Source organism: Bradyrhizobium sp. 61 (genome assembly GCF_023073075.1).
GTDB lineage: Bacteria > Pseudomonadota > Alphaproteobacteria > Rhizobiales > Xanthobacteraceae > Bradyrhizobium > Bradyrhizobium barranii.
Genome location: NZ_JADPIU010000064.1, coordinates 1 through 20056 on the forward strand (window position 1 = coordinate 1; position 20056 = coordinate 20056).

20 protein-coding genes are annotated in these 20056 nt (G+C 62.9%); 7 read left to right on the forward strand and 13 right to left on the reverse strand.

The genetic code is table 11. The features are described 5' to 3' along the window. Positions 1-95: 95 nt before the first annotated feature. From IVB46_RS21900 to IVB46_RS21910, 3 genes are all read right to left on the reverse strand, one after another. Positions 96-284 carry a hypothetical protein gene (locus tag IVB46_RS21900; protein ID WP_247309073.1) on the reverse strand — a complete coding sequence of 63 codons (189 nt, stop codon included), beginning with the start codon at positions 282-284 and terminating at the stop codon, positions 96-98. Positions 285-434: 150 nt separating this feature from the next. Further along, positions 435-740 carry a hypothetical protein gene (locus IVB46_RS21905; protein ID WP_247309070.1) on the reverse strand — a complete coding sequence of 102 codons (306 nt, stop codon included), beginning with the start codon at positions 738-740 and terminating at the stop codon, positions 435-437. A 144-nt stretch (positions 741-884) separates the two neighbouring features. Beyond that, a complete protein-coding gene (locus IVB46_RS21910; protein WP_063986511.1) occupies positions 885-1100 on the reverse strand; it encodes a dodecin domain-containing protein in 216 nt (71 codons plus the stop codon). 271 nt (positions 1101-1371) lie between these two features. Between IVB46_RS21910 and IVB46_RS21915 the strand changes: the two genes are divergently transcribed. Beyond that, positions 1372-1764 (forward strand): hypothetical protein, encoded by a 393-nt coding sequence (locus IVB46_RS21915; protein ID WP_247309069.1) that lies wholly within the window; start codon positions 1372-1374, stop codon positions 1762-1764. 885 nt (positions 1765-2649) lie between these two features. Here the strand turns inward: IVB46_RS21915 and IVB46_RS21920 are convergent. From IVB46_RS21920 to IVB46_RS21935, 4 genes are read right to left on the reverse strand one after another with little or no spacing between them, the layout of a single operon-like run. Then, positions 2650-3357, reverse strand: coding sequence for a hypothetical protein (locus IVB46_RS21920; RefSeq protein ID WP_247309067.1), 708 nt, complete (start codon positions 3355-3357; stop codon positions 2650-2652). Further along, positions 3354-3791 carry a thioesterase family protein gene (locus IVB46_RS21925; protein WP_247309065.1) on the reverse strand — a complete coding sequence of 146 codons (438 nt, stop codon included), beginning with the start codon at positions 3789-3791 and terminating at the stop codon, positions 3354-3356. The genes IVB46_RS21920 and IVB46_RS21925 overlap by 4 nt, the downstream gene beginning before the upstream one ends. After that, positions 3791-4699, reverse strand: a complete 909-nt coding sequence (locus IVB46_RS21930; protein ID WP_071915276.1) for a fumarylacetoacetate hydrolase family protein — start codon at positions 4697-4699, stop codon at positions 3791-3793. Before IVB46_RS21930 ends, IVB46_RS21925 begins: the two co-directional genes overlap by 1 nt. Positions 4700-4742: 43 nt before the next feature. Beyond that, positions 4743-5849, reverse strand: coding sequence for a cupin domain-containing protein (locus tag IVB46_RS21935; protein WP_247343464.1), 1107 nt, complete (start codon positions 5847-5849; stop codon positions 4743-4745). Positions 5850-6235: 386 nt separating this feature from the next. On the opposite strand from IVB46_RS21935, the gene IVB46_RS21940 reads away from it, so the two are divergent. The 4 genes from IVB46_RS21940 (at position 6236) to IVB46_RS21955 (ending at position 11083) form a co-directional block, all read left to right on the forward strand. Then, a complete protein-coding gene (locus IVB46_RS21940) occupies positions 6236-8395 on the forward strand; it encodes an indolepyruvate ferredoxin oxidoreductase subunit alpha (RefSeq protein WP_247309061.1) in 2160 nt (719 codons plus the stop codon). Beyond that, positions 8392-9951: an indolepyruvate oxidoreductase subunit beta family protein gene (locus IVB46_RS21945; RefSeq protein WP_247309059.1), complete on the forward strand. Its 1560-nt coding sequence runs from the start codon at positions 8392-8394 to the stop codon at positions 9949-9951. Before IVB46_RS21940 ends, IVB46_RS21945 begins: the two co-directional genes overlap by 4 nt. Before the next feature lie 155 nt (positions 9952-10106). Then, entirely contained in the window at positions 10107-10601 is a 495-nt protein-coding gene (locus tag IVB46_RS21950) for a MarR family transcriptional regulator (RefSeq protein WP_247309056.1), read from the forward strand. After that, positions 10601-11083, forward strand: a complete 483-nt coding sequence (locus tag IVB46_RS21955; protein WP_063984247.1) for a MarR family winged helix-turn-helix transcriptional regulator — start codon at positions 10601-10603, stop codon at positions 11081-11083. Before IVB46_RS21950 ends, IVB46_RS21955 begins: the two co-directional genes overlap by 1 nt. 81 nt (positions 11084-11164) lie before the next feature. Here IVB46_RS21955 and IVB46_RS21960 read toward each other — a convergent pair whose 3' ends face one another. From IVB46_RS21960 to IVB46_RS21980, 5 genes are read right to left on the reverse strand one after another with little or no spacing between them, the layout of a single operon-like run. After that, on the reverse strand, positions 11165-11893 hold the full coding sequence (locus tag IVB46_RS21960; protein ID WP_247309054.1) for an SDR family oxidoreductase: 729 nt from the start codon (positions 11891-11893) through the stop codon (positions 11165-11167). Between the two features lie 2 nt (positions 11894-11895). Continuing rightward, positions 11896-13512 carry an ATP-dependent acyl-CoA ligase gene (locus IVB46_RS21965; protein WP_247309052.1) on the reverse strand — a complete coding sequence of 539 codons (1617 nt, stop codon included), beginning with the start codon at positions 13510-13512 and terminating at the stop codon, positions 11896-11898. A 7-nt stretch (positions 13513-13519) separates the two neighbouring features. Then, complete coding sequence (locus IVB46_RS21970) at positions 13520-13996, reverse strand: aromatic-ring-hydroxylating dioxygenase subunit beta (RefSeq protein ID WP_014496307.1); 477 nt, start codon at positions 13994-13996, stop codon at positions 13520-13522. Continuing rightward, positions 13993-15333 carry a Rieske 2Fe-2S domain-containing protein gene (locus IVB46_RS21975; RefSeq protein ID WP_247309050.1) on the reverse strand — a complete coding sequence of 447 codons (1341 nt, stop codon included), beginning with the start codon at positions 15331-15333 and terminating at the stop codon, positions 13993-13995. Before IVB46_RS21975 ends, IVB46_RS21970 begins: the two co-directional genes overlap by 4 nt. Before the next feature lie 17 nt (positions 15334-15350). Next, on the reverse strand, positions 15351-16301 hold the full coding sequence (locus IVB46_RS21980) for a PDR/VanB family oxidoreductase (RefSeq protein ID WP_247309049.1): 951 nt from the start codon (positions 16299-16301) through the stop codon (positions 15351-15353). 453 nt (positions 16302-16754) lie between these two features. On the opposite strand from IVB46_RS21980, the gene IVB46_RS21985 reads away from it, so the two are divergent. Next, the gene (locus tag IVB46_RS21985; RefSeq protein WP_247309047.1) at positions 16755-17678 is read left to right on the forward strand and encodes a catalase; all 924 of its coding nucleotides are present in this window, start codon (positions 16755-16757) and stop codon (positions 17676-17678) included. An 8-nt stretch (positions 17679-17686) separates the two neighbouring features. Here the strand turns inward: IVB46_RS21985 and IVB46_RS21990 are convergent, their stop codons facing one another. After that, a complete protein-coding gene (locus IVB46_RS21990) occupies positions 17687-18616 on the reverse strand; it encodes an AraC family transcriptional regulator (RefSeq protein ID WP_247309045.1) in 930 nt (309 codons plus the stop codon). A 447-nt stretch (positions 18617-19063) separates the two neighbouring features. Here IVB46_RS21990 and IVB46_RS21995 point away from each other — a divergent pair, with 447 nt between their 5' ends. Then, complete coding sequence (locus IVB46_RS21995) at positions 19064-20017, forward strand: AraC family transcriptional regulator (protein ID WP_247309043.1); 954 nt, start codon at positions 19064-19066, stop codon at positions 20015-20017. Positions 20018-20056: the final 39 nt, after the last annotated feature.

Sequence of the window (20056 nt, forward strand, 5' to 3'; positions counted from 1 at the left end):
GATCTCATCCTTCGGCCGCCGCCCCAGCAGTGCCCATATTGCCGAAAGCAAATCCTTGAAAAACAGCGGCGAAAACACATTCTGCCAAAGTAGTGCTAGTCTTCATCCGGCTCGCGGACGACTGCCGGCTCGTCGGCTTCATCCTCATCTTCGTCGTCCTCGTCGTCCTCTTCGTCCTCCTCATCTTCATCAGGATCTCGGGGCGGCATCGCGGCGTCCATAGTGACGAGCGGCGTCCAGACGGTCGCCGAGATGAAAGATGCTTCGAAATCGTGTTGCCTCATGTTGTTACTCCTCGAAAAGCATGAGCAGTCGAATATTCCTGACCGACGACATCCGGATGTCCAGGGCGCGATCGCCCCTGCGCGACGGCGATCAGATCGACGGCAGCGGCAGGGTCCGCCCCCACGCAACTGGCGGCGTTTACGAGTACTTCATGCCGAGGACGCATCAGGTTCTATATTTACCAACACTTCGCCGGCAGTGATTTCGGGATCCCCGAGATCGAGGTCATGCAGACTTGCTTGAATAAACTCCATTATCCTGGCGTTCGCTGCATTGGCGCTTTCGCGGTCCTCGAATATCATCACGGCGACACCAACGCCGTCGCCCCCATCCAGCACGTAGTAAGATCTGAATCCGGGCGATTGCTTCAGGATCTGACCGACGCCGCTCTTGGCGCGGCGAGCAGCGTCCGCGACCGAACGAACCCTGGTGTACTTGCGAATGACGATGTACATGAGGCCACCACGCGTTGCAGTTCCCGTCCCACGCATCAAAGTATACCGGCTCCCGGTCGGACCAGGGCGCTGCTTCCCGAATGGCCGTGCGCCTTTCTCCAGCGAGCCAACCTCGCCCCGCAAGCGGGGGCGAGGTGCCGAGGCTCAGGACCCCTCGAACTTGAACGAGACGTTGAGCTTGGCGCGATAGGACTCTACGTTTCCCTTCTCATCCAGTTGCATATCGAGCTTGACGACCTCTGCAATGCGAAGATCCCGGAGAGTTTTTGCAGCTTGCCCGACCGCATTGGCGGCCGCCTTCTCCCATGAGTCACTGCTGGTACCGATCAGTTCAATGACCTTGTAGACGCTATCAGGCATATCGTCCTCCTGTTCGGTCTGAAGCAGAAAGCAGGTGCTCCCCGCCGTTGTGAAATCTAGCATCAGGATGTCGGCGCTGATACGACGCGATACGCCTCGGACCCCGCCCCGGGGCCCGATAAGGACAAACCGCATTTGGCGTGGATGGCGACTTTTGGCCCGAAGCAGGCCGTCGCCCGTAGCGGACCATCCCATCAGAGCCGTGATCACCCTCGCCGCGGTCATGGTAGGGTGGTCTTGTTCTTGCTGGCGAGCCAAAAGGTGACAGCCGATGAAGTGTCTTCGGATATACGCAACCCCGGACGGTGAATCTCACTTCGGTGAGGTGGAAATCCCCATGACGGCAAAGCTGACCGTCGCTCCCGGTGCCAAGCCGTTTCAGGTGTCCCAGCGCTATCCCGCGTCAAGCATGGAGGTTACTCAAATTCCTGACGGTATGCGACAGGTCGATTGGCACACCGTTCCCGCGCGGGTATTGACTGTGAGACTGACTGGCGCGGTCGAATACGAGACGAGCGACGGCGAGGTGCGGCACGTCTCTGCGGGCGAGTTCGTGTTGGTGGAGGACACACACGGAAAGGGCCATCTGTCTCGTCATTCCCCAGACGAGCAAACCGTTCTTTGGATCAGGCTACCCAACGGCCTCGATTTGCCGTCCCCATAGTTCGCAGGGATCGCCTTCGCCCACGACGCCGAAAATCTGCAAATGGGCTCATCGCCGACAAGGCGGGCCGCGGCTGTTGTCAGCATCGACCCCAAAGCGGACGTCAACCGTCGATGCCGGCAAACCCGCTCGGTGACCACGGTCGCTATGCCTCTGTTGGTGTCGGCTGCAATCCTAAGGGCTCGCGTGGCGCTGAGCGGGAGGCGATGGCAAGACTCGGAATCGCGCCCCATCGTGTCGAATAGAGGCCGTGCCGAAACCGGCGTCGCTTGCGCCAAGATGTAAGATGGGTAGAGCTCTTGCGAAACCCATCGCCCCCGGCACGCCGATGCAGCGCCCGTGTCATTCTTTAGCTCGATGCCGTTGCGAGGATCAGGTTTGATGGGTTTCGCTTCGCTCTGCCCATCCTACGAACTACGTCAGTGTCAGCACGCCTTAAAGGTGGGACGGCACCCCTGCCGCCATGAATAGCGGCCGTCACAACGGTTGCACTTCCATAGAAAGCCGTTGTTACACTTGATCCTGGTGATGCAGTAGTTCTTGTATGCTGCAGGCGATTGCGCTGAGGCAGAGGCGATACTGAGCGCAAGTGCTCCGACACTCATGGTCGCAACCAGGGCGACGAGAGCAAATGGTTTCGCTATCGTAGTCATGGTCGGTCCCTCCCTGGAGGCATGACAATCCCCGCATCAGAGTCGCCCCACGTTGCGATGATAGCAGAATTCACACGAGCAGGCGTTAAGATTGCTGGGTAATTTCGTCGCAACCTTGGGGTGTTTACAAAGGCTACCGGCATAGCGAGTCCGGCGTGATCTGACGGCCAAAGCGGACATCTGCGATCCATCTCAATTCACGGCTCACGCCATCGTTTTCACGCTCTCGGCTCTAGCGCTTCGGCCGCACCACCCGCGTCAGCATCGGAAAATGCTTGTTGCCGCCTGCGAATGGCGGGAACTGGACGAAGTCTGCGCGCATGCGCTTGATCACGTCGGAGCCGAGCGCGTGCGCGAGGGCTTGCGGGCTGTCGAACACCAGCTTGTTGCGCTGCATGTGCTCGACGCGCTGCGACGGCAGCCGGTCGACCCAATCGATCCGGGTGTAGATCTCGATCTGGCGAACATCGGGGAAGGTTCGCATGATCGATGGATGGTGCTCCAGATAGTGCAGGTTCCAGGCGTTCATGTCCTCCGCCGGGCCGGGATAGTGCACGAGGTAGCTGCACGGAGTGGTCGTGCCTGCCGGATGCGCGGCGACGTCGACGGGAAACGCGCGCGTCAGCATGACCTGGTGCGTGACGTCCAAGCCGGTGAGGCTCGCTAGCCCGGCCCCCGTCGCGAGACCGGCAAGGATGCCACCGCGGTCCGTTGCCGCCTCGCAGGCGAGCAGGTCCGGAAATCGTAGTTGAAGCGCAAACACCGGGCCGGAGCCATCGGCCTTGTAGGGATGACCGACCGACTGTTCGAGCGGCGTGAACAGCAAGCCCTCGGTCATATCAGGGATCGATCCGACCAGCTCCGCCACGGCGTCAACTTCGTCAGGATGAATGCGCCGTTCGCCTGCCGGATCGGCGAATGTCATGAACAGCGAGATCATGCGGGCGTTGCCTCAGCGCCCTCGCCCGCGCTCACATGCGCCATCAGCGCGGCGCGAATGTCATCCGGCCACGGGATCGCATGGTGATCCACCAGCGACGTCGCGGCCAGGATCTGGCGGGCGCGCCAGCGCATGCCGTTCGCGCCGGAGACGACATGCTCCAAATGGAGCGACGATCCGCCGACCCGGCTAATGCGCAATCCGAACGTCAAGAGATCGCCGAACATCGACGGCCGGGAAAAGTCGCAGGACAGATGCACCGTGGGCGTCCCGATTTTCCGGACCGTGATCAGCTCCGGCCATGGAAATCCAATTCTCGCCCAGAAGTCTTCGACGACGCCGTTGAGGATGTTCAGGTAGGACGGGAAGTACGCGATCCCCGAGGGATCGCAGTCTCCGAATCTCAGCTCGCGATCGAACAAGAACGACGTCATCAGATCGCAACGACCGGATGCCTGATGACACCGACGCCGTCGACCCCCGCTTCCACCACGTCGCCCGGCCACAGCCATTCCTGGGGCGTCCTGCCTGCGCCGACGCCTTCCGGTGTTCCGGTCGCAATGATGTCGCCCGGCTCAAGCGTCATCCCCGACGAAATGTCCGATATCAGGACCGGAATGTCGAAAATCATGTATTTGGTATTGGAGTCCTGCTTCATGACCCCGTTCTTGGTCAGCCACAGCCGGAGGTCATGCGGGTCGGGAATCTCGTCCGCGGTCACGATGCAGGGGCCGAACGGCGCGTAGGTGTCCATGCCCTTGGAGAAGATCCATTGGCCGGCGCGGCGATTGTCGCGCGCGGAAATGTCGATCATCACCGAATAGCCGAAGACGTGGTCCATCGCCTTGTCGGTCGCGATCCGGGTTGCGGTCTTGCCGATAATGACGGCGAGCTCGACTTCCCAGTCGAGCTGCTGCGTCATCTTCGCATTGTGCTGGATCGCGCCGCCGGGGCCGATCACCGACGTCGGCGGCTTGGAGAAGACGACTGGCTGCTTCGGCAGATCCTTGTCCGTGTCCAGGCTCTTGGCGGACTCCGCCACATGCGCGCGGTAGTTCAGGCCGATGCCAAAAATGTTCTTTCGCGGACGCGGGATGGGCGCCTGTAGCTTCACGTCCTCGATCGGAACGGCGGAGCCGGCCGGCAAGCGTCCACCGGCATCGTCCAGACGCTCCTTCAGCGCCGGCAGCAGCGTCACGCTGTTGTCGATGAACGACAGCATGTCGCTCGGCCATGCAAAGCCATGCGACGCACCGAGGTGCTCGACGTCCACAACCAATCCGTCAACGAGGACCCCGAGGCGGGCACCGCTGGAGCCCAATGTGTAGGTAACAAGGCGCATGAAGCTTTATCCGGCTCTTTCGGTTGAATTCTGTGCAGGGACGTCAGGCGGCAACTGGCTGATGGCCGGCGTTGTCGCCATAGGCCTCTTCCCGGTAGAAGCCGAAGCTCTCGATGACGGGCAGATCGTTGAAGCAGAACAGGCAGGCGTCTTCGCTGCCGGAGGCATTGCCGTGCTCATGCCAGGCCCAGGAGGGAACGCAGAAGATGTCGCGCTCCTGCCACTCGAACCGCTGGCCGGCGATGATCGAATACCCGCGCCCCTTGGCGACCTGGTAGATGAAGCTGCCGGTGTGCCGGTGCGACTTCGTCTTCTCGCCCGGCCGCAGCAGCTGCATGCTCGCGCCGATCGTCTGCATCACGTGTCCGCCGGAGATCGGATTGACGTAGTTCATGAGAATCCCGTCATAGGGCGAACCGTCGGTCGCGGCGGCATATTTGCGCAAGGACTCGTAGGTCGGCTCCCACTCGTACTTGAACATCGGGGAATAGTCCTTCGACCATTTCGAATCCGCCGGCCGAAGCCCGGGATTGCCCCAGGTCTTGGTCATGTCGTCCACGGGATAGCCGGACTCTTCCTGCTGCACCTTGGGATGGATCGCGAAAAAATTCGCCTCCAGCGCGTTGACGAGCGGGATGTCCAGGCCGTCCTGCCAGATGCACACCGAGCCGTTGGCTTCGACGCCATGCTCGTGCCAGGTTCCGTTCGGCGTGAGCACGAAATCCCGCGCCCCCAGCGTCATCTTGTGCCCATCGACGATGGTGTAGGCACCCGAACCTTCCATGATGAAGCGCAGGGCTGAAGCCGAGTGCGCGTGCGCTGTTGCGACCTCGCCGGGATGCATCACCTGCAATCCCGAATAGAGCCAGCCGACCGCGGCCGACACGTCGCGGCGGCCGGGATTGTTGAGATAGATGACCCGCCGCCCCGCCTTCTCCGGCGAGACCAGCTCGACCGAGCGCAGCACGTGCTCGCGCAGATCGCTGTAGCGCCAGAGCACGGGAACGGAGGCCGATTGCGGCGCCCACGGCTCGATCTTGTTGGCGACCGTCCACAGCGCGCCGGCTTCGTACTTTTCGAGGTCCTTGTAATAGGCCTTGAGCTCGGGGGTGTCCTCGACATTGGCCCGACCGACGATGTTTTCGCGCATCCTATCCTCCAAGTCCTGCCCTTTGGCACCGTTGACGCGACGCGTCCCGAACTCTCGTTCCGATTTGCCAAGCGGCGCCGGCCGACGGCGATTGACCCGCAGATCGAAGATGTCGAACCGGTTGTAGCGCCTGATGATGTCGTGCATTGGCTGCGGCTTCACGGACCAGTGAAGCCGCCGTGTCGGCTGTCGCGCCCGGGTTGAGATAGACAGGTGAAGCCTGGACGGCGGCGGCTCTAAAGCGAGGCAGCTTCAGCATTGGCCCTACCCTGTCGCTGGCTCATGACCGCCTTGTCGGAGCAGAGGTCCGCAAGCGTGATAGCATGGCGCGGCGTTGACTTACTTCACATGTAAACGTATGCTATCGCATATTTCTGGAGGGTGCAATGGCTGAACGGTCTTTTGCTCGCGAAGTCGAGGATCTCCGGCTCGGCGATGGCGATACGTTCCGCGGCGAAGGCATCCTCGCCATCACCAAGGCGCTGCTGCAATCCGGCGTCGCCTATGTCGGCGGCTACCAGGGCTCGCCGATCTCGCACCTGATGGACGTGCTCGCCGACGCCAAGGACGTGCTCGACGATCTCGGCGTCGTGTTCCAGAGCTCCGCCAACGAAGCGGCTGCGGCGGCGATGCTGTCGGCCTCGGTGATGTATCCCCTGCGCGGCGCGGTGGCGTGGAAGTCGACGGTCGGCACCAACGTCGCCTCCGATGCGCTCGCCAACCTCGCCTCGGGCGGCGTCACCGGCGGCACCATGATCATCGTCGGCGAGGACTATGGCGAAGGCTCCTCCATCATGCAGGAGCGCACCCACGCCTTCGCGATGAAATCGCAGATGTGGCTGCTCGATCCCCGTCCCGATCATGAATGCATCGTCAATCTGATCGAGAAGGGTTTTGAGCTCTCCGAATTCTCGAACACGCCCGTGATGCTCGAGGTTCGCGTCCGCGCCTGTCACATGCACGGCAGCTTCGCCTGCAAGGACAACGTCAAGCCGGCCCACACCATCAAGGACGCGCTCAACAACCCCAGGCGCGACGTCAACCGCATCGTGCTGCCGCCGGCGGCCTATGAGCACGAGCAGGAGAAGATCAAGACGCGGATGCCCGCTGCGATCGGCTTCATCCGGGACAACAAGCTGAATGAATGGATGGGGCCGAAGCAGGGCAAGGTCGGCATCATCATGCAGGGCGGCATGTACAACAACGTGATCCGCGCGCTGCAATATCTCGGGCTGTCGGATGCCTACGGCAACACGCAGGTTCCGCTCTACGTCATGAACGTCACCTACCCCGTGATCGACACCGAGGTCGCGGAGTTCTGCGTCGACAAGGACGCCGTCCTGATCGTCGAGGAAGGCCAGCCGGAATATCTGGAGCAGGCGATCAACACCGTGCTCCGCCGAAGGGACATCCAGGCGCGCATCCATGGCAAGGACGTGCTGCCGATGGGTGGCGATTACACCGCGCAGGTTCTGCTCGGCGGCGTCAGGGACTTCCTGGAGAAGACCGAGCCGCGGCTGCTCGGCAACCGGCCGCCGGCGCCGGACGCCGTTCCCGTGCTCAATCACCCCGCGGTCGAGAAGCTGAAGCAGGTCGTGCCGGCGCGCCCGCCCGGGCTCTGCACCGGCTGCCCGGAGCGGCCGATCTTCGCCGCCATGAAGCTCGTCGAGGAAGAGCTTGGCCAGCATCATGTCTCGGCCGACATCGGCTGCCATCTGTTTTCGATCCTGCCGCCCTTCAATATCGGCGCGACCACCATGGGCTTCGGCCTTGGCCCGGCCTCGACCTCGGCCTTCAACGTCAAGGCCGACAAACGCTCGATCGCGGTGATGGGCGACGGCGGCTTCTGGCACAACGGACTGACCAGCGGCATCGGCAATGCCGTGTTCAACAAGCACGACGGCGTTTTCGTCATCGTCGACAATTTCTACACCTCGGCGACCGGCGGTCAGGACATCCTGTCGTCGCGCGCGACCAACAAGCGGCGCGACACCAACAATTCGATCGTCAAGGCCGTGAAGGGCATCGGCGGCCAGTGGGTGCGCCAGCTCGACCGCACCTATGATGTCGGCAAGATGCGCGACACGCTGAAGGAAGCGCTGACGACCAAGGAGGAAGGCCCCAAGGTCATCGTCGCGTCGTCCGAATGCATGCTGAACAAGCAGCGCCGCGTGAAGCCGCAGATCAACAAGGCCATCAAGGACGGAGTGCGCATCGTCAAGGAACGCTTCGGTGTCGACGAGGACGTGTGCACCGGCGACCATGCCTGCATCCGGCTCTCGGGCTGCCCGTCGCTTTCGGTGAAGCAGCTGGACGATCCCCTGCGCGACGATCCCGTTGCGGCGATCGACAATTCCTGCGTCGGCTGCGGCAATTGCGGCGAGGTATCCGAGGCCGCCGTGCTCTGCCCCTCGTTCTATCGCGCGGACGTCATTCACAATCCGACCGGCTGGGACAGGTTCAAATCCAGGGTCGCGATGGCCGTGATCGGCTGGTTGCAACGGCGGCGTGATCGCCGGCGTCCGGCACTCGAGGCGTTGGCATGAGAGACGAGACGGTCCGGCTGGCCCTCCCCGCCGCCGGCGAGGCAACCGAGCGGCCGATCTCCATCGCGATCGTCGCGATGGGTGGCCAGGGTGGCGGCGTGCTGACCGACTGGATCGTTCAGTTGGCCGAGAACCATGGCTGGGTCGCGCAGTCGACCTCGGTGCCCGGCGTCGCCCAGCGCACCGGCGCCACGATCTACTATATCGAGGCGATGCCGCCGCTCGACGGCCGCAAGCCGATCCTGTCGTTGATGCCGACGCCCGGCGACGTCGACGTGGTGATGGCGGCGGAGTTCATGGAGGCCGGCCGGTCGATCCTGCGCGGCCTCGTGACGCCGGATCGCACCACGTTGATCGCATCCAACCACCGGTCGTTTGCGATCGGCGAGAAGATCGCACCGGGCAACGGCATCGCCGACGGCGGCGCTGTCACCGGCGCCATCGGGGTTGCCGCCAAGACCGAGATCATCTTCGATCTGAACGCGCTGGCGATCGTGCATGGAAGCGTCATCTCGGCCGCGATGTTCGGTGCGCTCGCGGCGGCCGCTGTGCTGCCGTTCAGCCGCGACAGCTATCTCGACGTGATCCGCGCAGGTGGGAAAGGCGCCAAGGCCAGCGTGGAGACGTTTGAAGCCGCGTTCGACCGGGTCAAGACCGGCTCACCCGAGGTCGCAGCGCCATCAAAGCAGGCCGATCACGTCCCCTCTCCCGCAACGCCCGATCCAGATCTTGCCGGGCTCATCGCAAGACTGAAGCAGGAGCTGCCCGAGCCTGCGCTCACCATGGCCCGCGCCGGCCTGAGGAAGGTGGTCGACTTCCAGGACGTCGCCTATGGCGCCGAGTATCTCGACATTCTCAAGACGTTGCACACCGCCGATCGAAACGCCGGCGGTGGTGCGCGCGCCTATGCCTTCACGGAAACCGCAGCAAAGTACCTCGCCAACGCCATGACCTATGACGACGTCATCCGCGTGGCCGACCTGAAGACGCGCGCCGGTCGCCGCGCGCGCATCGAGAGCGAGCTCGAGATGTCGCAGGGACAGGTGCTCCAGACCACCGAATTCATGCATCCGCGCATGGAGGAGGTCATGGGCGTGCTGCCCGCGGGCTTCAGCCGCTGGCTCGGCGCGCGGCCGCGCCTCCTCGGCTGGCTCGATCGCCGCGTCAACCGGGGACGCCGGGTGCGGACTTACTCGTTACCCTGGTTCCTGACGCTCTACGTCGTGGCCGGACTACGCGGCCTGCGACGCCGCTCGCTGCGTCACGCGGTCGAGACCGCGCATCGGGACGGATGGCTCAAGGCCGCAACCGACGCGGTCGCCACCAACTACCAGCTCGGTGTCGAGATCCTGCAATGCCGACGCCTCGTGAAAGGCTATTCCGATACCCACAGCCGCGGGCTGTCGAAATTCGACAAGACGCTGGCGGCGATCAAGCTGGTCGAACGACGCGAGGATGCCGCCGATTGGGCGCGCCGCCTGCGCGAGGCAGCGCTGAAGGACAGCGCCGGCAAGGAGCTCGACGGCGTGATCGAGACCATCAAGACTTTTGCATGATTCCATCGGAGGGGGACGCGGGATTGGATTGCCGTTCGACCCACAAGACGTCAGGATCAGGCGACTTGACTACGATTCTCAAATTGTTAATCGGAGCGAAAGACCCGCGATAATCCCTCCAATCGACGAGACATCTTGTACTCGATGGTCATGCAATGCCGGCAGCACTCAAAGAGAACATTGTTCCCGTCCCTGGGCAGATCGAAACCCGGCTCTGGCTCCAATTGCTGTCGCTGCATGGCGAGCTGTTCGCGTCGCTGAATTCGATGCTGAACTCCGAGTTCGGCCTGTCGCTCGCAAAATTCGACGTGCTGGCCCAGCTCGATCGCTACCGGGATGGCCTCGCGCTCGGGCAGCTGTCGCAAAATCTGAAAGTCACCGGCGGCAACGTCTCGGGGCTGGTGCAGCGTCTTCTCGCCGACGACCTCATCAGCAGGGAAATGTCGAGCGAGGACCGGCGGTCCTTCATCGTGCGCCTGACGCCGAAGGGCGAGGCGCTGTTCAGGAAGGCAGCCGACGTCCACAAGAAGCATCTCGGCAAACGGCTCGAGAATGTTTCGGCCCGGGAGCTGGACGGTGTGCTGTCCGTACTGAAATCCCTTTCTTCAAAACTTCATACCGAGAGCAAGAAGCAAAGTCGCAAGAGATAATGGCCAGAGAATCCAAGAGCAGATGGAAGTCGGGTCCACCGAGGACGAGGGACCAGCTGCAAACCTACATCCCGTATCTGTTCAACCGGCTCGCCAATCGCTGGAATCTCGATCAGAACCGCGACCTGAGCGACCACGGCATCAACAATGTCGTGTTCCGGACGCTGTCGGTCCTGTTCATCTACAAGACCCTCACCGTCAACGAGGTCGCCGTTCTCGCGGTAACCGAGCAGTCGACGGCGAGCCGCATGGTCGAGTCCATGGTGTCATCGGGCCTCGTCAAGCGCGAGATCGCAGAGGAAGACCAGCGCCGCCGCGTCGTGGGTCTGACCCCGGACGGCGAGGCGCTGCTGCGCAAGATCTGGCCAATCATGGCGAGCAACTACGACAAGCTGATCGAAGGCATCGAGCCCGACGACATCGAGGTCTGCGCGCGCGTGCTGGCCAAGATGGTCGAGAACATCCGCCAAAACCAGATCTGATCTTGTTTATTGGAGCATGATCTTTTCTGAAAACCGCTTCACACTTTGCGCTAACGCGGCCCTCCGGGTCCGGATCATGCTCTACGGGCCAAGGCCGACGAGGCTGGTGCCGCCGCAGACATAGAGCACCTGGCCAGTGACGAAGTCCGAGCGTTCGTCGAGGAAGAAACTGATCGCGTGCGCGACATCATCGCGTGAGCCGAGCCGTCCGACCGGAACGTTGCGCGCCATCCGCTCCTGCTGCTCGGAGCCTTTGGGAATGATGCCCCAGAAATTGTCGGTCAGGATCGGCCCTGGTGCGATGACATTCACGGTGATGCCGCTCGCGGCGAGCTCCAGCGCCCAGGTGCGCGCCAGGCCGTGCACGCCGGCCTTGGTCGCCGAATAGGCCGACCGCGTCGCTGCGCCCATCGCGGCCCGCGAGCTGACGAACACGATGCGGCCGAAGCGGCGCGCACGCATCCCCTCCAGCGCCGCTTGGGTCAGCAGCATCGGCGCGCCCAGGTGCAGCTGCGCCAGCATCAAAATGTCTTCCGGCTTCGCATCGGGCAGCAGGTTCGGCAGGATCACGCCGGCATTGTGCACGAGGCGATCGACGGCGTGATCGCGGCAGATCTCCTGTGCGATCGCGCGCGTCTCCTCGATATTGGAGAGATCAGCGCGATAGGTTGCGAGCAGATCATGCGTCCAGTCCGGCTTCTCCAGCCCGACCGAGACCACGCGCTGCCCGCTCTCGACGAGCTTCTTCGCCAGCGCCTCGCCGATCCCCGAATTGCCGCCGGTGATGAGGGTGGTGCGGATCTCGCTCATGATCAAACCTGCCGCCGCTTGAGGTCGCGCAGATCGAAGAACGCACCGTCAGACATCAGCCTGGCGACGAAATCCTTCAGGCCGCCGCGCTGGATCTTCTCGGTCGCGGTCAACGGAAGGCTGTCGACAAAACAGATCCAGCCCGGCGCCTTGTAATAGGCCATCTGCTCCAGGCTCCAGCGCACGATCTCCTCGGCGAGCGCGCGGTCCGCACCGGCCGCCTCGGCGATGACGACCGCCGCAACCTCGTCGCCGCGCACCTGATCGGGCGTCGCGGCAACCGCGGCCTGCCTGATTGCGGGATGGCGGTTGAGGACGGACTCGATCTCGACCGCGGCAATGTTCTCGCCGGAACGGCGGATCACGTTCTTCTTGCGGTCGACGAAATGGAGGTCGCCGTCCGCATCGCGCGACACGATATCGCCAGTGTGCAGCCACCCACCGTCCCACGCCTCGGCGGTGGCGGCCTCGTTCTTCAGGTATTCGCGGAAGAAACCGTAACGCGGGTCCGCACCTGCCCGCCGCACCAGGAGCTCGCCCGGCGTCCCGACCGGCGCGTCATCGCCGCTGTCGTCGACGATACGAACGTCGACCTCGGCGGCCGGGCGTCCGAAACAGCTGGTGCCGATCTTGCGCGGCTCGACATTGGCGGCGATGACGCCGCCACTTCCCGTCTCGGTCATCGCCCAAGCCTCCAGCAGCGGAAACCCGAAGCGCTCCTCGAACGGCGCATGCAGGAGCTTGTCGACGCCGGCGCCGAAGCCGAAGCGCACGGTGTGGGCGCGGTCCTGCTCCGATTGCGGCGCGCTCATCAGCATCGAGGGCATCACGCCGAGATAATGCAGACAGGTCGCGCGGCTGTCGCGGACGGAAGCCCACCAGGTACGCGGATGGAAGCGATCGAGCATGGTGAGGCTGCCGCCGACCGACAGCATCGCCATCAGCGACACCGCCATCGCGTTCATGTGAAACAGCGGCAGCGGCGTGATCATGCGCTCACAGTCGGGCTTGAGATCGATCAGCCCGCCGACATCGCGATACCAGTTTCCGGAATGCAGGAAATATGTGTTGGTGAGCACGCAGCCCTTGGGCTGTCCCGTGGTTCCAGACGTATAAAGCAGCGCGCATTCGCTCGCCTCGCTTCCGGCGGTCGAAGGCCGCGCACCTCCGAAGGGTACGGGAACGTCGTCCTGATCAGTCACGACCGGGATCGGCCGGCCGGCCTGGCGCGCCGCGGTCTCGACCTCGTCGCGCCGCTCGGCGAGGACGAACGCCGCATTCATCTCGGAATGCGCAATGATGTATTCGAGCTCGCTGATCCGCAAATCGGGATTGATCGGCACGACGGAGACGCCGAGCCCGTTCAGCGCGAACCACAGCTCGACGAACACCGGCCGGTTCTGGAGCAGCAGCCCGACCCGGTGGCCTTCGCCATAGCCCCGGCTTACAAAAGTCGAGCGCCAGCGCTCGACCCGGTCGAGCATGGCGCGGTAGGAAATCTCGCCTGCCGCGATGCCATAGATATCGGCGGTCTCCGGCAGCACGTTGAGGAAGCCTGCCTCCTCCCGGCGAAGGGCGGTCTCGCGAAAGCGGGCGTAGACTGTGGTCGCAGCGGTCAAGGCGTACTCACATGAAAAGCTGGATGTTGCCGAACGGCGCGTCGAAATTGACGAGATCGACCCGCTTGAGCTTGATCTTCAGGGCATCGCCGACCTCTACGAATTCGTGCGACGCCCATCCCGAATAGCGCTCCAGCAGATCACCGCGGGTCTCGGTATAGATATAGGACGTCCGCGCCTTGTAGACGCCCGCAGCCGGGTCGCACGCCACGATCCGCGGTGCCTGGAGAAGATGATGGCAACGGCTCTTCGGCTTCTGGCTGAAGGTCCGCTCGCCGGCGAGCCGCTCGACCCGCACCTTCAGGAGCAGCAGATCCTCGTACATCAACGAGGGTTGCAGCACCGGATCCTGCTGCTGCCATTCGAGCGGCATCCAGTAGCGCCCTTCGGGGTGAAACAGATCGAGCCAGGCCTGCCATTGCATCGTGTCGAGCAGCTCGGCTTCCAGATAGATGAAGTCCGTGATGGCCTTCTCGTCGATCATTCCGCGGCCTCGACACGCTTGTCCATGTCCATGGTCATGAATTTCGACCAGGCATGGAACTGGTTTCGCATCTGTCGCTCCGACGTGCCGTTGATCACGGCCGTGACGTCCTGCTCTTCATGGCTCTCATAGAGGCGCCGCAGATTGACCCATTGGTTGCCGTTCGACTTCAGTCCTTCCTGCGCCCGCTCGTACATTTCGAGATCATCGTGTCCGACGATCGAGGTCGGCGCGTTGATGAAGCGGTTGTACATCAGCGCCCGCTCGTAGAGCTTGTCCGGCGCGCCGACAAGGCGGTAGACCCAGCTCTCGACCAGCGTCTTGTCGACCGCGATCGGGATGAAATTGCGCAGGATCTGCACGGCGCCCTTGACCATGATGTTCGGGAAATACACGGTGTTGTGCCTGACCTCGCCGAGGATCTCGTGCGCCCGCTCCTCGCCATAGGCCGCGACCATCTGGCCGAGATAGCCTTCGATGTCCGAATAGTTGGAATGGATGGAGTTGGCGACGCCGGTATGGCCATGGCCGTTCGGCCAGATCCTGATGCCGCTCTGCTCGTAGAACTCGTACGGGCTCATGAAGGGACCATAGAGCTGCACCGCCATCGGTGTCTCCGTGGAATCGCCCTGCTCGCGCTTCCAGACCTTGACTGCGGTACCGGCCGAGCTTTCATGCGCCACCATCGGATGGCAGGTGTCGGTCTGGTTCTCGACCAGCATCTTCCAATTGCAGGTGTGCATGTAGCGGATCGGCGTCGCCTGGACTGCGAGCTTCCCCTCCGGCGAGCGGTCGACCATGTTGTCGATGGTCGAAAGGCTCTCGCCGAAATAATCCTCGAAGGACACGCCGTCGTCGCTCAGGCGGGCGAAGATGAAATCGCGATAGATCACGACGTTACTGACCTTCGACAGTCCCTCATTCGCTTGCGTGTCGCCAAAGCCGGTGCCCTCGTAGCCCTTCTTCAAGGGGATCGCGAGCAGCGAGCCGTCGGTCTTGAACGACCAGGCGTGATAGGGGCAGCGGAAGAACTTTCCGGTGTTGCCGCAGGGCTCGGAGGCGATCTTCACGCCCTTGTGCGGACAGCGGTTGTAAAAGACGTGGATGGAGCCGTCGGTGTGGCGGCTCGCCAGCACCGGCTGACGGCCGATATTGGCGGTGATGAAATCGCCGGGCTTTCCCAACTGGCTTGCATGCCCGACATAGATCCAGCTGTTCGGAAACAGGTGCTCCATCTCGAGCTCGAAGATCTCGGGGTCGACATAGACGTCGCGGTGCACCTCGGCCTCGCGCACCAGCGCCGCGATCGCGTCGGCATTCTGTCCGTATTTCGTCATGACGTCCCTCGCCTCCCCTAGAGATCCAGCACCAGACGTTCCGACTTCGCGCGTGACACGCAGATCTGCATGACCTTGTTGGACGCCCTCTCGTCGTCGCTGAGGATGACGTCGCGATGGTCGGGCACCCCTTCGATCACGCCGCACTGGCAGATGCCGCAATCGCCGCGCTGGCAGTCGTAGAGCACGTCGAGCCCCGCGGCTTCCAGCGCCTGGATGATGGTCTGACCGGCCGCGACGCTGACGACCCGCCCGGTCGATTTGAGCTCGACCTCGAACGGCAAGTCGGGCGAGGACGATTGCTCGGCCTTGAAGAGCTCGTAGTGGATGCGGTCGGCCGGAATGCCCCTGCCGAGCGCAGCCGCCTTCACCGCTTCAATCATGCCAGCCGGACCGCAGGCGTAAATGTGGGCGTTTGCGGCGGCATCGCCGAGCGCCGCTGCGATGTCCAGGCGGGACTCGTCGCTGTCGTAGTGAATGGCTAGCCCGTTGGCGCAAATCTCCTGCAGGTGCGGCAGGAACGCGAGCAGGCCTTGCGTGCGGCCCGCATAGTGCAAGCGATACGGGCTTCCTCGGGCCGCGAGATTCGCCGCCATCGACAGGATCGGCGTGACACCGATGCCGCCGGCGAACAGCAGCGCGGGCGCCGCTCCCTCATGCAGATAAAAATTGTTGACCGGCGCCGTTGCCTTCACGACATCGCCGATCTTCAGCGCGTGCATGAACTGCGAGCCGCCGGTCGAAGCCTCCTCGCGCAGCACCCCGAGCGCCAGCGTACCCTCGGGGAGACCCGGCAACGCCATCAGCGAGTACGGCCGGTCGCCTCCATTCGGGAGCGCCACGCGGATATGGGCGCCCGCCTGCCATCGCGGCGCGACGCCGTCCTCCACGCCAAACACAAGGCTCCGTATGAACGGCGTCTCCGCGGCATACGATCTGACCTTGAGCTTGAGCGGATGCGTGTCCATTCAGGCATCTCACGAATTATATGAATTTGCATATTTTTAGACATGTAATAATTAGCTGTCAATCGTCGGCGCCCGCTCAGGCTCGGATTGCAGTCCGAGGCACGTCTCGTTGGTGCAGGACGGTTGGCACTGCCCCCTCCGAGGTTGCCCACGCTTCAGCGGATGACGGATCACTCTGAAGAACGGCCAGCCGCGCTTTCAATGGACTTTGCTGTCCATGTACACGCCGCCTTTGAGCGCCTGCCCCGATCCATCATGGGCCGTGGGAAGATCTCACCTCAAGCTATTAATTTTGCTGAGGTATTTTATCGTCAACGATCCGATGGCGCCGCGTTCAGTGCCCTGGTGACCGCGCAAGATGACAGCAATCGCGCTGCAACCACAGCAATCGCTCTGGAGCGGGGAAGCATCCACGCCGCTAACGGTTGAGGGTAGCAAATCCAAGACCAAGCCATGTCCCTGTTCCCGAGCGGCACCGCCACACCCGCCTCCATTGTCGAGGCTCAGAAGGCCGTTCTGGGCAATCCACCAAAGGCACGCGCGAGCTTTGCCAAAGGCCGCTGCGTCCGGGGGACCTACATCCCTTCGGATCGGGCCGACGAGGTCACGAAGTCGCGGAGCTTCACAACACCATCGCGCGTGCTGGCGCGCTTCTCGGTGGACGGTGGTCCCCGCGAATCCGAGACCAGGGATCTCACGCTGCGCGGCTTCAGCTTCAGGCTCGGCAACGACGAGCATCGCTCCGACATCCTCACACAGAGCGCTCCGGTTCATTACGCGAGGACGCTCGATCAAATGCTGGCATTCCTCACCTCGCGCATGCCCGGACGCGACGGCAGGCCGGACCTGGAGAAGATCAAGGCGTTCTCCACCGCCAATCCCGAAACGCTGCGTCAGGCGAACTACATCGCCGCGCATCCGCCTCCCCCGAGTTTTGCCGGGACAACCTACTGGGCCGTCCATGCCTTCCCCGCAACGAATTCGAGGGGCGAGACGCAGTTCATCAAATTCAAGGTCGTCCCGGTCGGTGGCGAACTTGCGACGATCGAGGGCAAGGGCAGGACGATCTCGGCCGACGTCCTGCACGACGATCTCAAAGGAAGGATCGCGACGCGCGATATCCGGTTCAGCCTGATGGCGCTGCTCGGTCGTCCCGACGACCCGACGCAGGATGTCACGATCCGGTGGCCGGATGAGGACAGCCGGGAAGCCGTACGGCTCGGAACGATCGTGATCACCGCGATCGAAGCGGACGAGACGTGCGATACCTCCGGCTTCGATCCGGCGAATCTTGCGGAGGGCATCGGTTATCCGCCGGATGAGATCTTCGCGGCGCGTCGCGACGCCTACGCCAATTCAGTGGCGCAGCGCCGCTGATTGGACGATCACGTCTCGCTGTCCCTGATGCCAAGCGCTTCGCGGCGCCACGCCGCCGGGCTGACGCCCACCTGTGCCGAGAATACCTTCGTGAAGTGGCTTTGATTGGCGAACCCGACCGAGATCGCAATCTCGGACAGCGGCAGGTCGCGCAGGGTCATCAACTGCTTTGCCGCCTTTACACGCTGGCGGAGCAACCACTGGTGAGGCGGAAGGCCGGTCGAGATTCGAAACGCCCGGGAAAAATGGCTAACCGAGAGATCAAACTCGGCCGCGATCTGTTGCAGTGAAAACGTCCCGCCAAGATCCGAGTCGAGCCTTTCGCAGGCTCGCCTCACCTGCCACGGAGAAAGACCGCCCCGGGCCGCATCCGCGACGCGCTGCCATCCGCCATAGGTCTGGGCAATGTGGGCCGTGAACGCGAGCATCATGTGGTCGATGAAGAGCTGGTTGGCCTCTGCCGGACGACGCAGTCCTTCCAACATCAGGGCGCCGACATGGCGCATGATCTCGTCGTCATGGCCGAAACCATACCGGCACGCGAGGTCGCCAATGGGCGGCACGCGGGCTTCTCGTGCGATTCCGTCGAGCGTCAGACGGGGAAGATAGAAATGGACGGAATGGAACGGCTTGTCGATGACGAAGCGCGGATCGTGCCGGAGATCGTACAGATATGTCGTGCCGGCTCTGACATCCGTCTTCGTAAAGCACTTGCCGTGCTCCCAGAGCTCGCAGTCAGGATAATCCTGCAGCTTCAGGCTGACGAGATAGGCGTCGTCGGCAAGCGAGCCGGAAAGACCCTCTACCGGCTCACTGTTCAGGGTTTCGGTGACCGCAACGTCGACGCCTCGCCGCGACCGCGTGATCAGCGAAGGCGGTGCATCCGCCAGGCTCAACTGCCGCTTGACCCTCTGTCCGAAGGTGCCAGCCAGTGCCATTCGATCGACCCATCCGTGGAATTCTGACCAGGCAACCCATCTGACTGCCGTCGCCCTGGAGGTCGGTAGCATTATCCGCTTCGGAGTACGGCGGTCCAGTCGCGTCGCGGCGTGATTTGCGATTGCGACGGGGCGCCGCGGCCGATTGTGGCAAAGCCATTTTCGGAAGCGATTTCAATATCTAATGCGCAAATCATGAGCTTGATTCTCCGCAGTCGCCCAGGGATCGCCGATCACAAGATCTCGCGTCCGAGCGCTTTGAGCAGAATCAGGACAAGCACCGCGGTTTCAGGAAAGACCCCGTAGTCCCACGTGCCTAGAAAACCACACCGAGCGCTCGCGGCGCGCTGCGGCACCCGTACGGGCGCAAAAGAAGCGATGGCTTCACGCCGGGCGCGCAAATCGCGCTCAGCCGCGAGTGCAAGGCCCCTGAGACGAGCACGTCCAATGAGCAAACCGATCTCGCACAATTCTGCGCGTGAAAATCCTCCGGCCGCATCCGAGCCAAGCCAAGGCCGATCGTCGACGACCGGGCGGCGTGCCGCTGATGCCGAGATGGCGCGTGTGCTCCACACCGAACCATTTCGCGTGGCATTGGACTCCTCCGGTGCCGGGATCGCCCACTGGAAACACGAACCCTTGCACGACGTCGTCGGGCCCATGAGCCACCACGTCATCATGGCCTACAACGGCGCGGTGCAGCACATGGAGCGGCGGTCAGGACGGTCCGTTGCGATTGGAACGTTTCGTCGCGGGGCTGTGATCATCATTCCCGAAGGATCGAGCTCCCGATGGGATATTCCGAAGCCCGTCGACGTCGTTCAGCTCTATCTCCCCCACGCAACGCTGAAACGCGTCGCCGACGAAGCCGCGAGCGGCACATCGAGCGAACTCCTGGAGCGAACGGCGCATCCTGATCCCATTACGTCCCGATTGATCCTGAGCGCGGTCAACACGCTGGAGAGCAATGCGGCCCTGGACACGCTGTTCAGGCATCAGTTGATCGACCTCTTGGCGATGCGTCTCCTGGTTGCCCATACCGGCTCGCAAGCCCCATTCCAGCCGACCATCGGTGGGCTTTCGCCCAAGGTCCTGGCCCGTGCCATCGAACGCTTGCGCTCGGACAGCGATACCGACGTCTCCCTCGATGCCCTCGCCTCCGATGCCGGCCTGTCGCGTTTCCACTTCTGCCGCGCATTCAAGGAAAGCACCGGGCTCTCGCCTCACGCCTGGCTGCGCCAATACCGGCTCGAGCAAGCCATGAACCTGCTTCGCGATACCGACGCATCGATCGCCCTGGTTGCGGCAGAGTTTGGTTATGCCTCGCAAACGGCCTTCGCCGCGGCGTTCAAGCGATTGAACGGCGAAACACCAAGCGATTGGCGACGACGCGTGCGTTAGCAGCAATCGCTCCGCCGGTCCCGAAGTGCCTTCCGAACG

Coding starts and splice junctions, on each gene's coding strand:
- IVB46_RS21900 (WP_247309073.1), bottom strand. CDS start 284: ATGAGGCAACACGATTTCGAAGCATCTTTCATCTCGGCGACCGTCTGG.
- IVB46_RS21905 (WP_247309070.1), bottom strand. CDS start 740: ATGTACATCGTCATTCGCAAGTACACCAGGGTTCGTTCGGTCGCGGAC.
- IVB46_RS21910 (WP_063986511.1), bottom strand. CDS start 1,100: ATGCCTGATAGCGTCTACAAGGTCATTGAACTGATCGGTACCAGCAGT.
- IVB46_RS21915 (WP_247309069.1), top strand. CDS start 1,372: ATGAAGTGTCTTCGGATATACGCAACCCCGGACGGTGAATCTCACTTC.
- IVB46_RS21920 (WP_247309067.1), bottom strand. CDS start 3,357: ATGATCTCGCTGTTCATGACATTCGCCGATCCGGCAGGCGAACGGCGC.
- IVB46_RS21925 (WP_247309065.1), bottom strand. CDS start 3,791: ATGACGTCGTTCTTGTTCGATCGCGAGCTGAGATTCGGAGACTGCGAT.
- IVB46_RS21930 (WP_071915276.1), bottom strand. CDS start 4,699: ATGCGCCTTGTTACCTACACATTGGGCTCCAGCGGTGCCCGCCTCGGG.
- IVB46_RS21935 (WP_247343464.1), bottom strand. CDS start 5,849: ATGCGCGAAAACATCGTCGGTCGGGCCAATGTCGAGGACACCCCCGAG.
- IVB46_RS21940 (WP_247309061.1), top strand. CDS start 6,236: ATGGCTGAACGGTCTTTTGCTCGCGAAGTCGAGGATCTCCGGCTCGGC.
- IVB46_RS21945 (WP_247309059.1), top strand. CDS start 8,392: ATGAGAGACGAGACGGTCCGGCTGGCCCTCCCCGCCGCCGGCGAGGCA.
- IVB46_RS21950 (WP_247309056.1), top strand. CDS start 10,107: ATGCCGGCAGCACTCAAAGAGAACATTGTTCCCGTCCCTGGGCAGATC.
- IVB46_RS21955 (WP_063984247.1), top strand. CDS start 10,601: ATGGCCAGAGAATCCAAGAGCAGATGGAAGTCGGGTCCACCGAGGACG.
- IVB46_RS21960 (WP_247309054.1), bottom strand. CDS start 11,893: ATGAGCGAGATCCGCACCACCCTCATCACCGGCGGCAATTCGGGGATC.
- IVB46_RS21970 (WP_014496307.1), bottom strand. CDS start 13,996: ATGATCGACGAGAAGGCCATCACGGACTTCATCTATCTGGAAGCCGAG.
- IVB46_RS21975 (WP_247309050.1), bottom strand. CDS start 15,333: ATGACGAAATACGGACAGAATGCCGACGCGATCGCGGCGCTGGTGCGC.
- IVB46_RS21980 (WP_247309049.1), bottom strand. CDS start 16,301: ATGGACACGCATCCGCTCAAGCTCAAGGTCAGATCGTATGCCGCGGAG.
- IVB46_RS21985 (WP_247309047.1), top strand. CDS start 16,755: ATGTCCCTGTTCCCGAGCGGCACCGCCACACCCGCCTCCATTGTCGAG.
- IVB46_RS21990 (WP_247309045.1), bottom strand. CDS start 18,616: ATGGCACTGGCTGGCACCTTCGGACAGAGGGTCAAGCGGCAGTTGAGC.
- IVB46_RS21995 (WP_247309043.1), top strand. CDS start 19,064: ATGAGCAAACCGATCTCGCACAATTCTGCGCGTGAAAATCCTCCGGCC.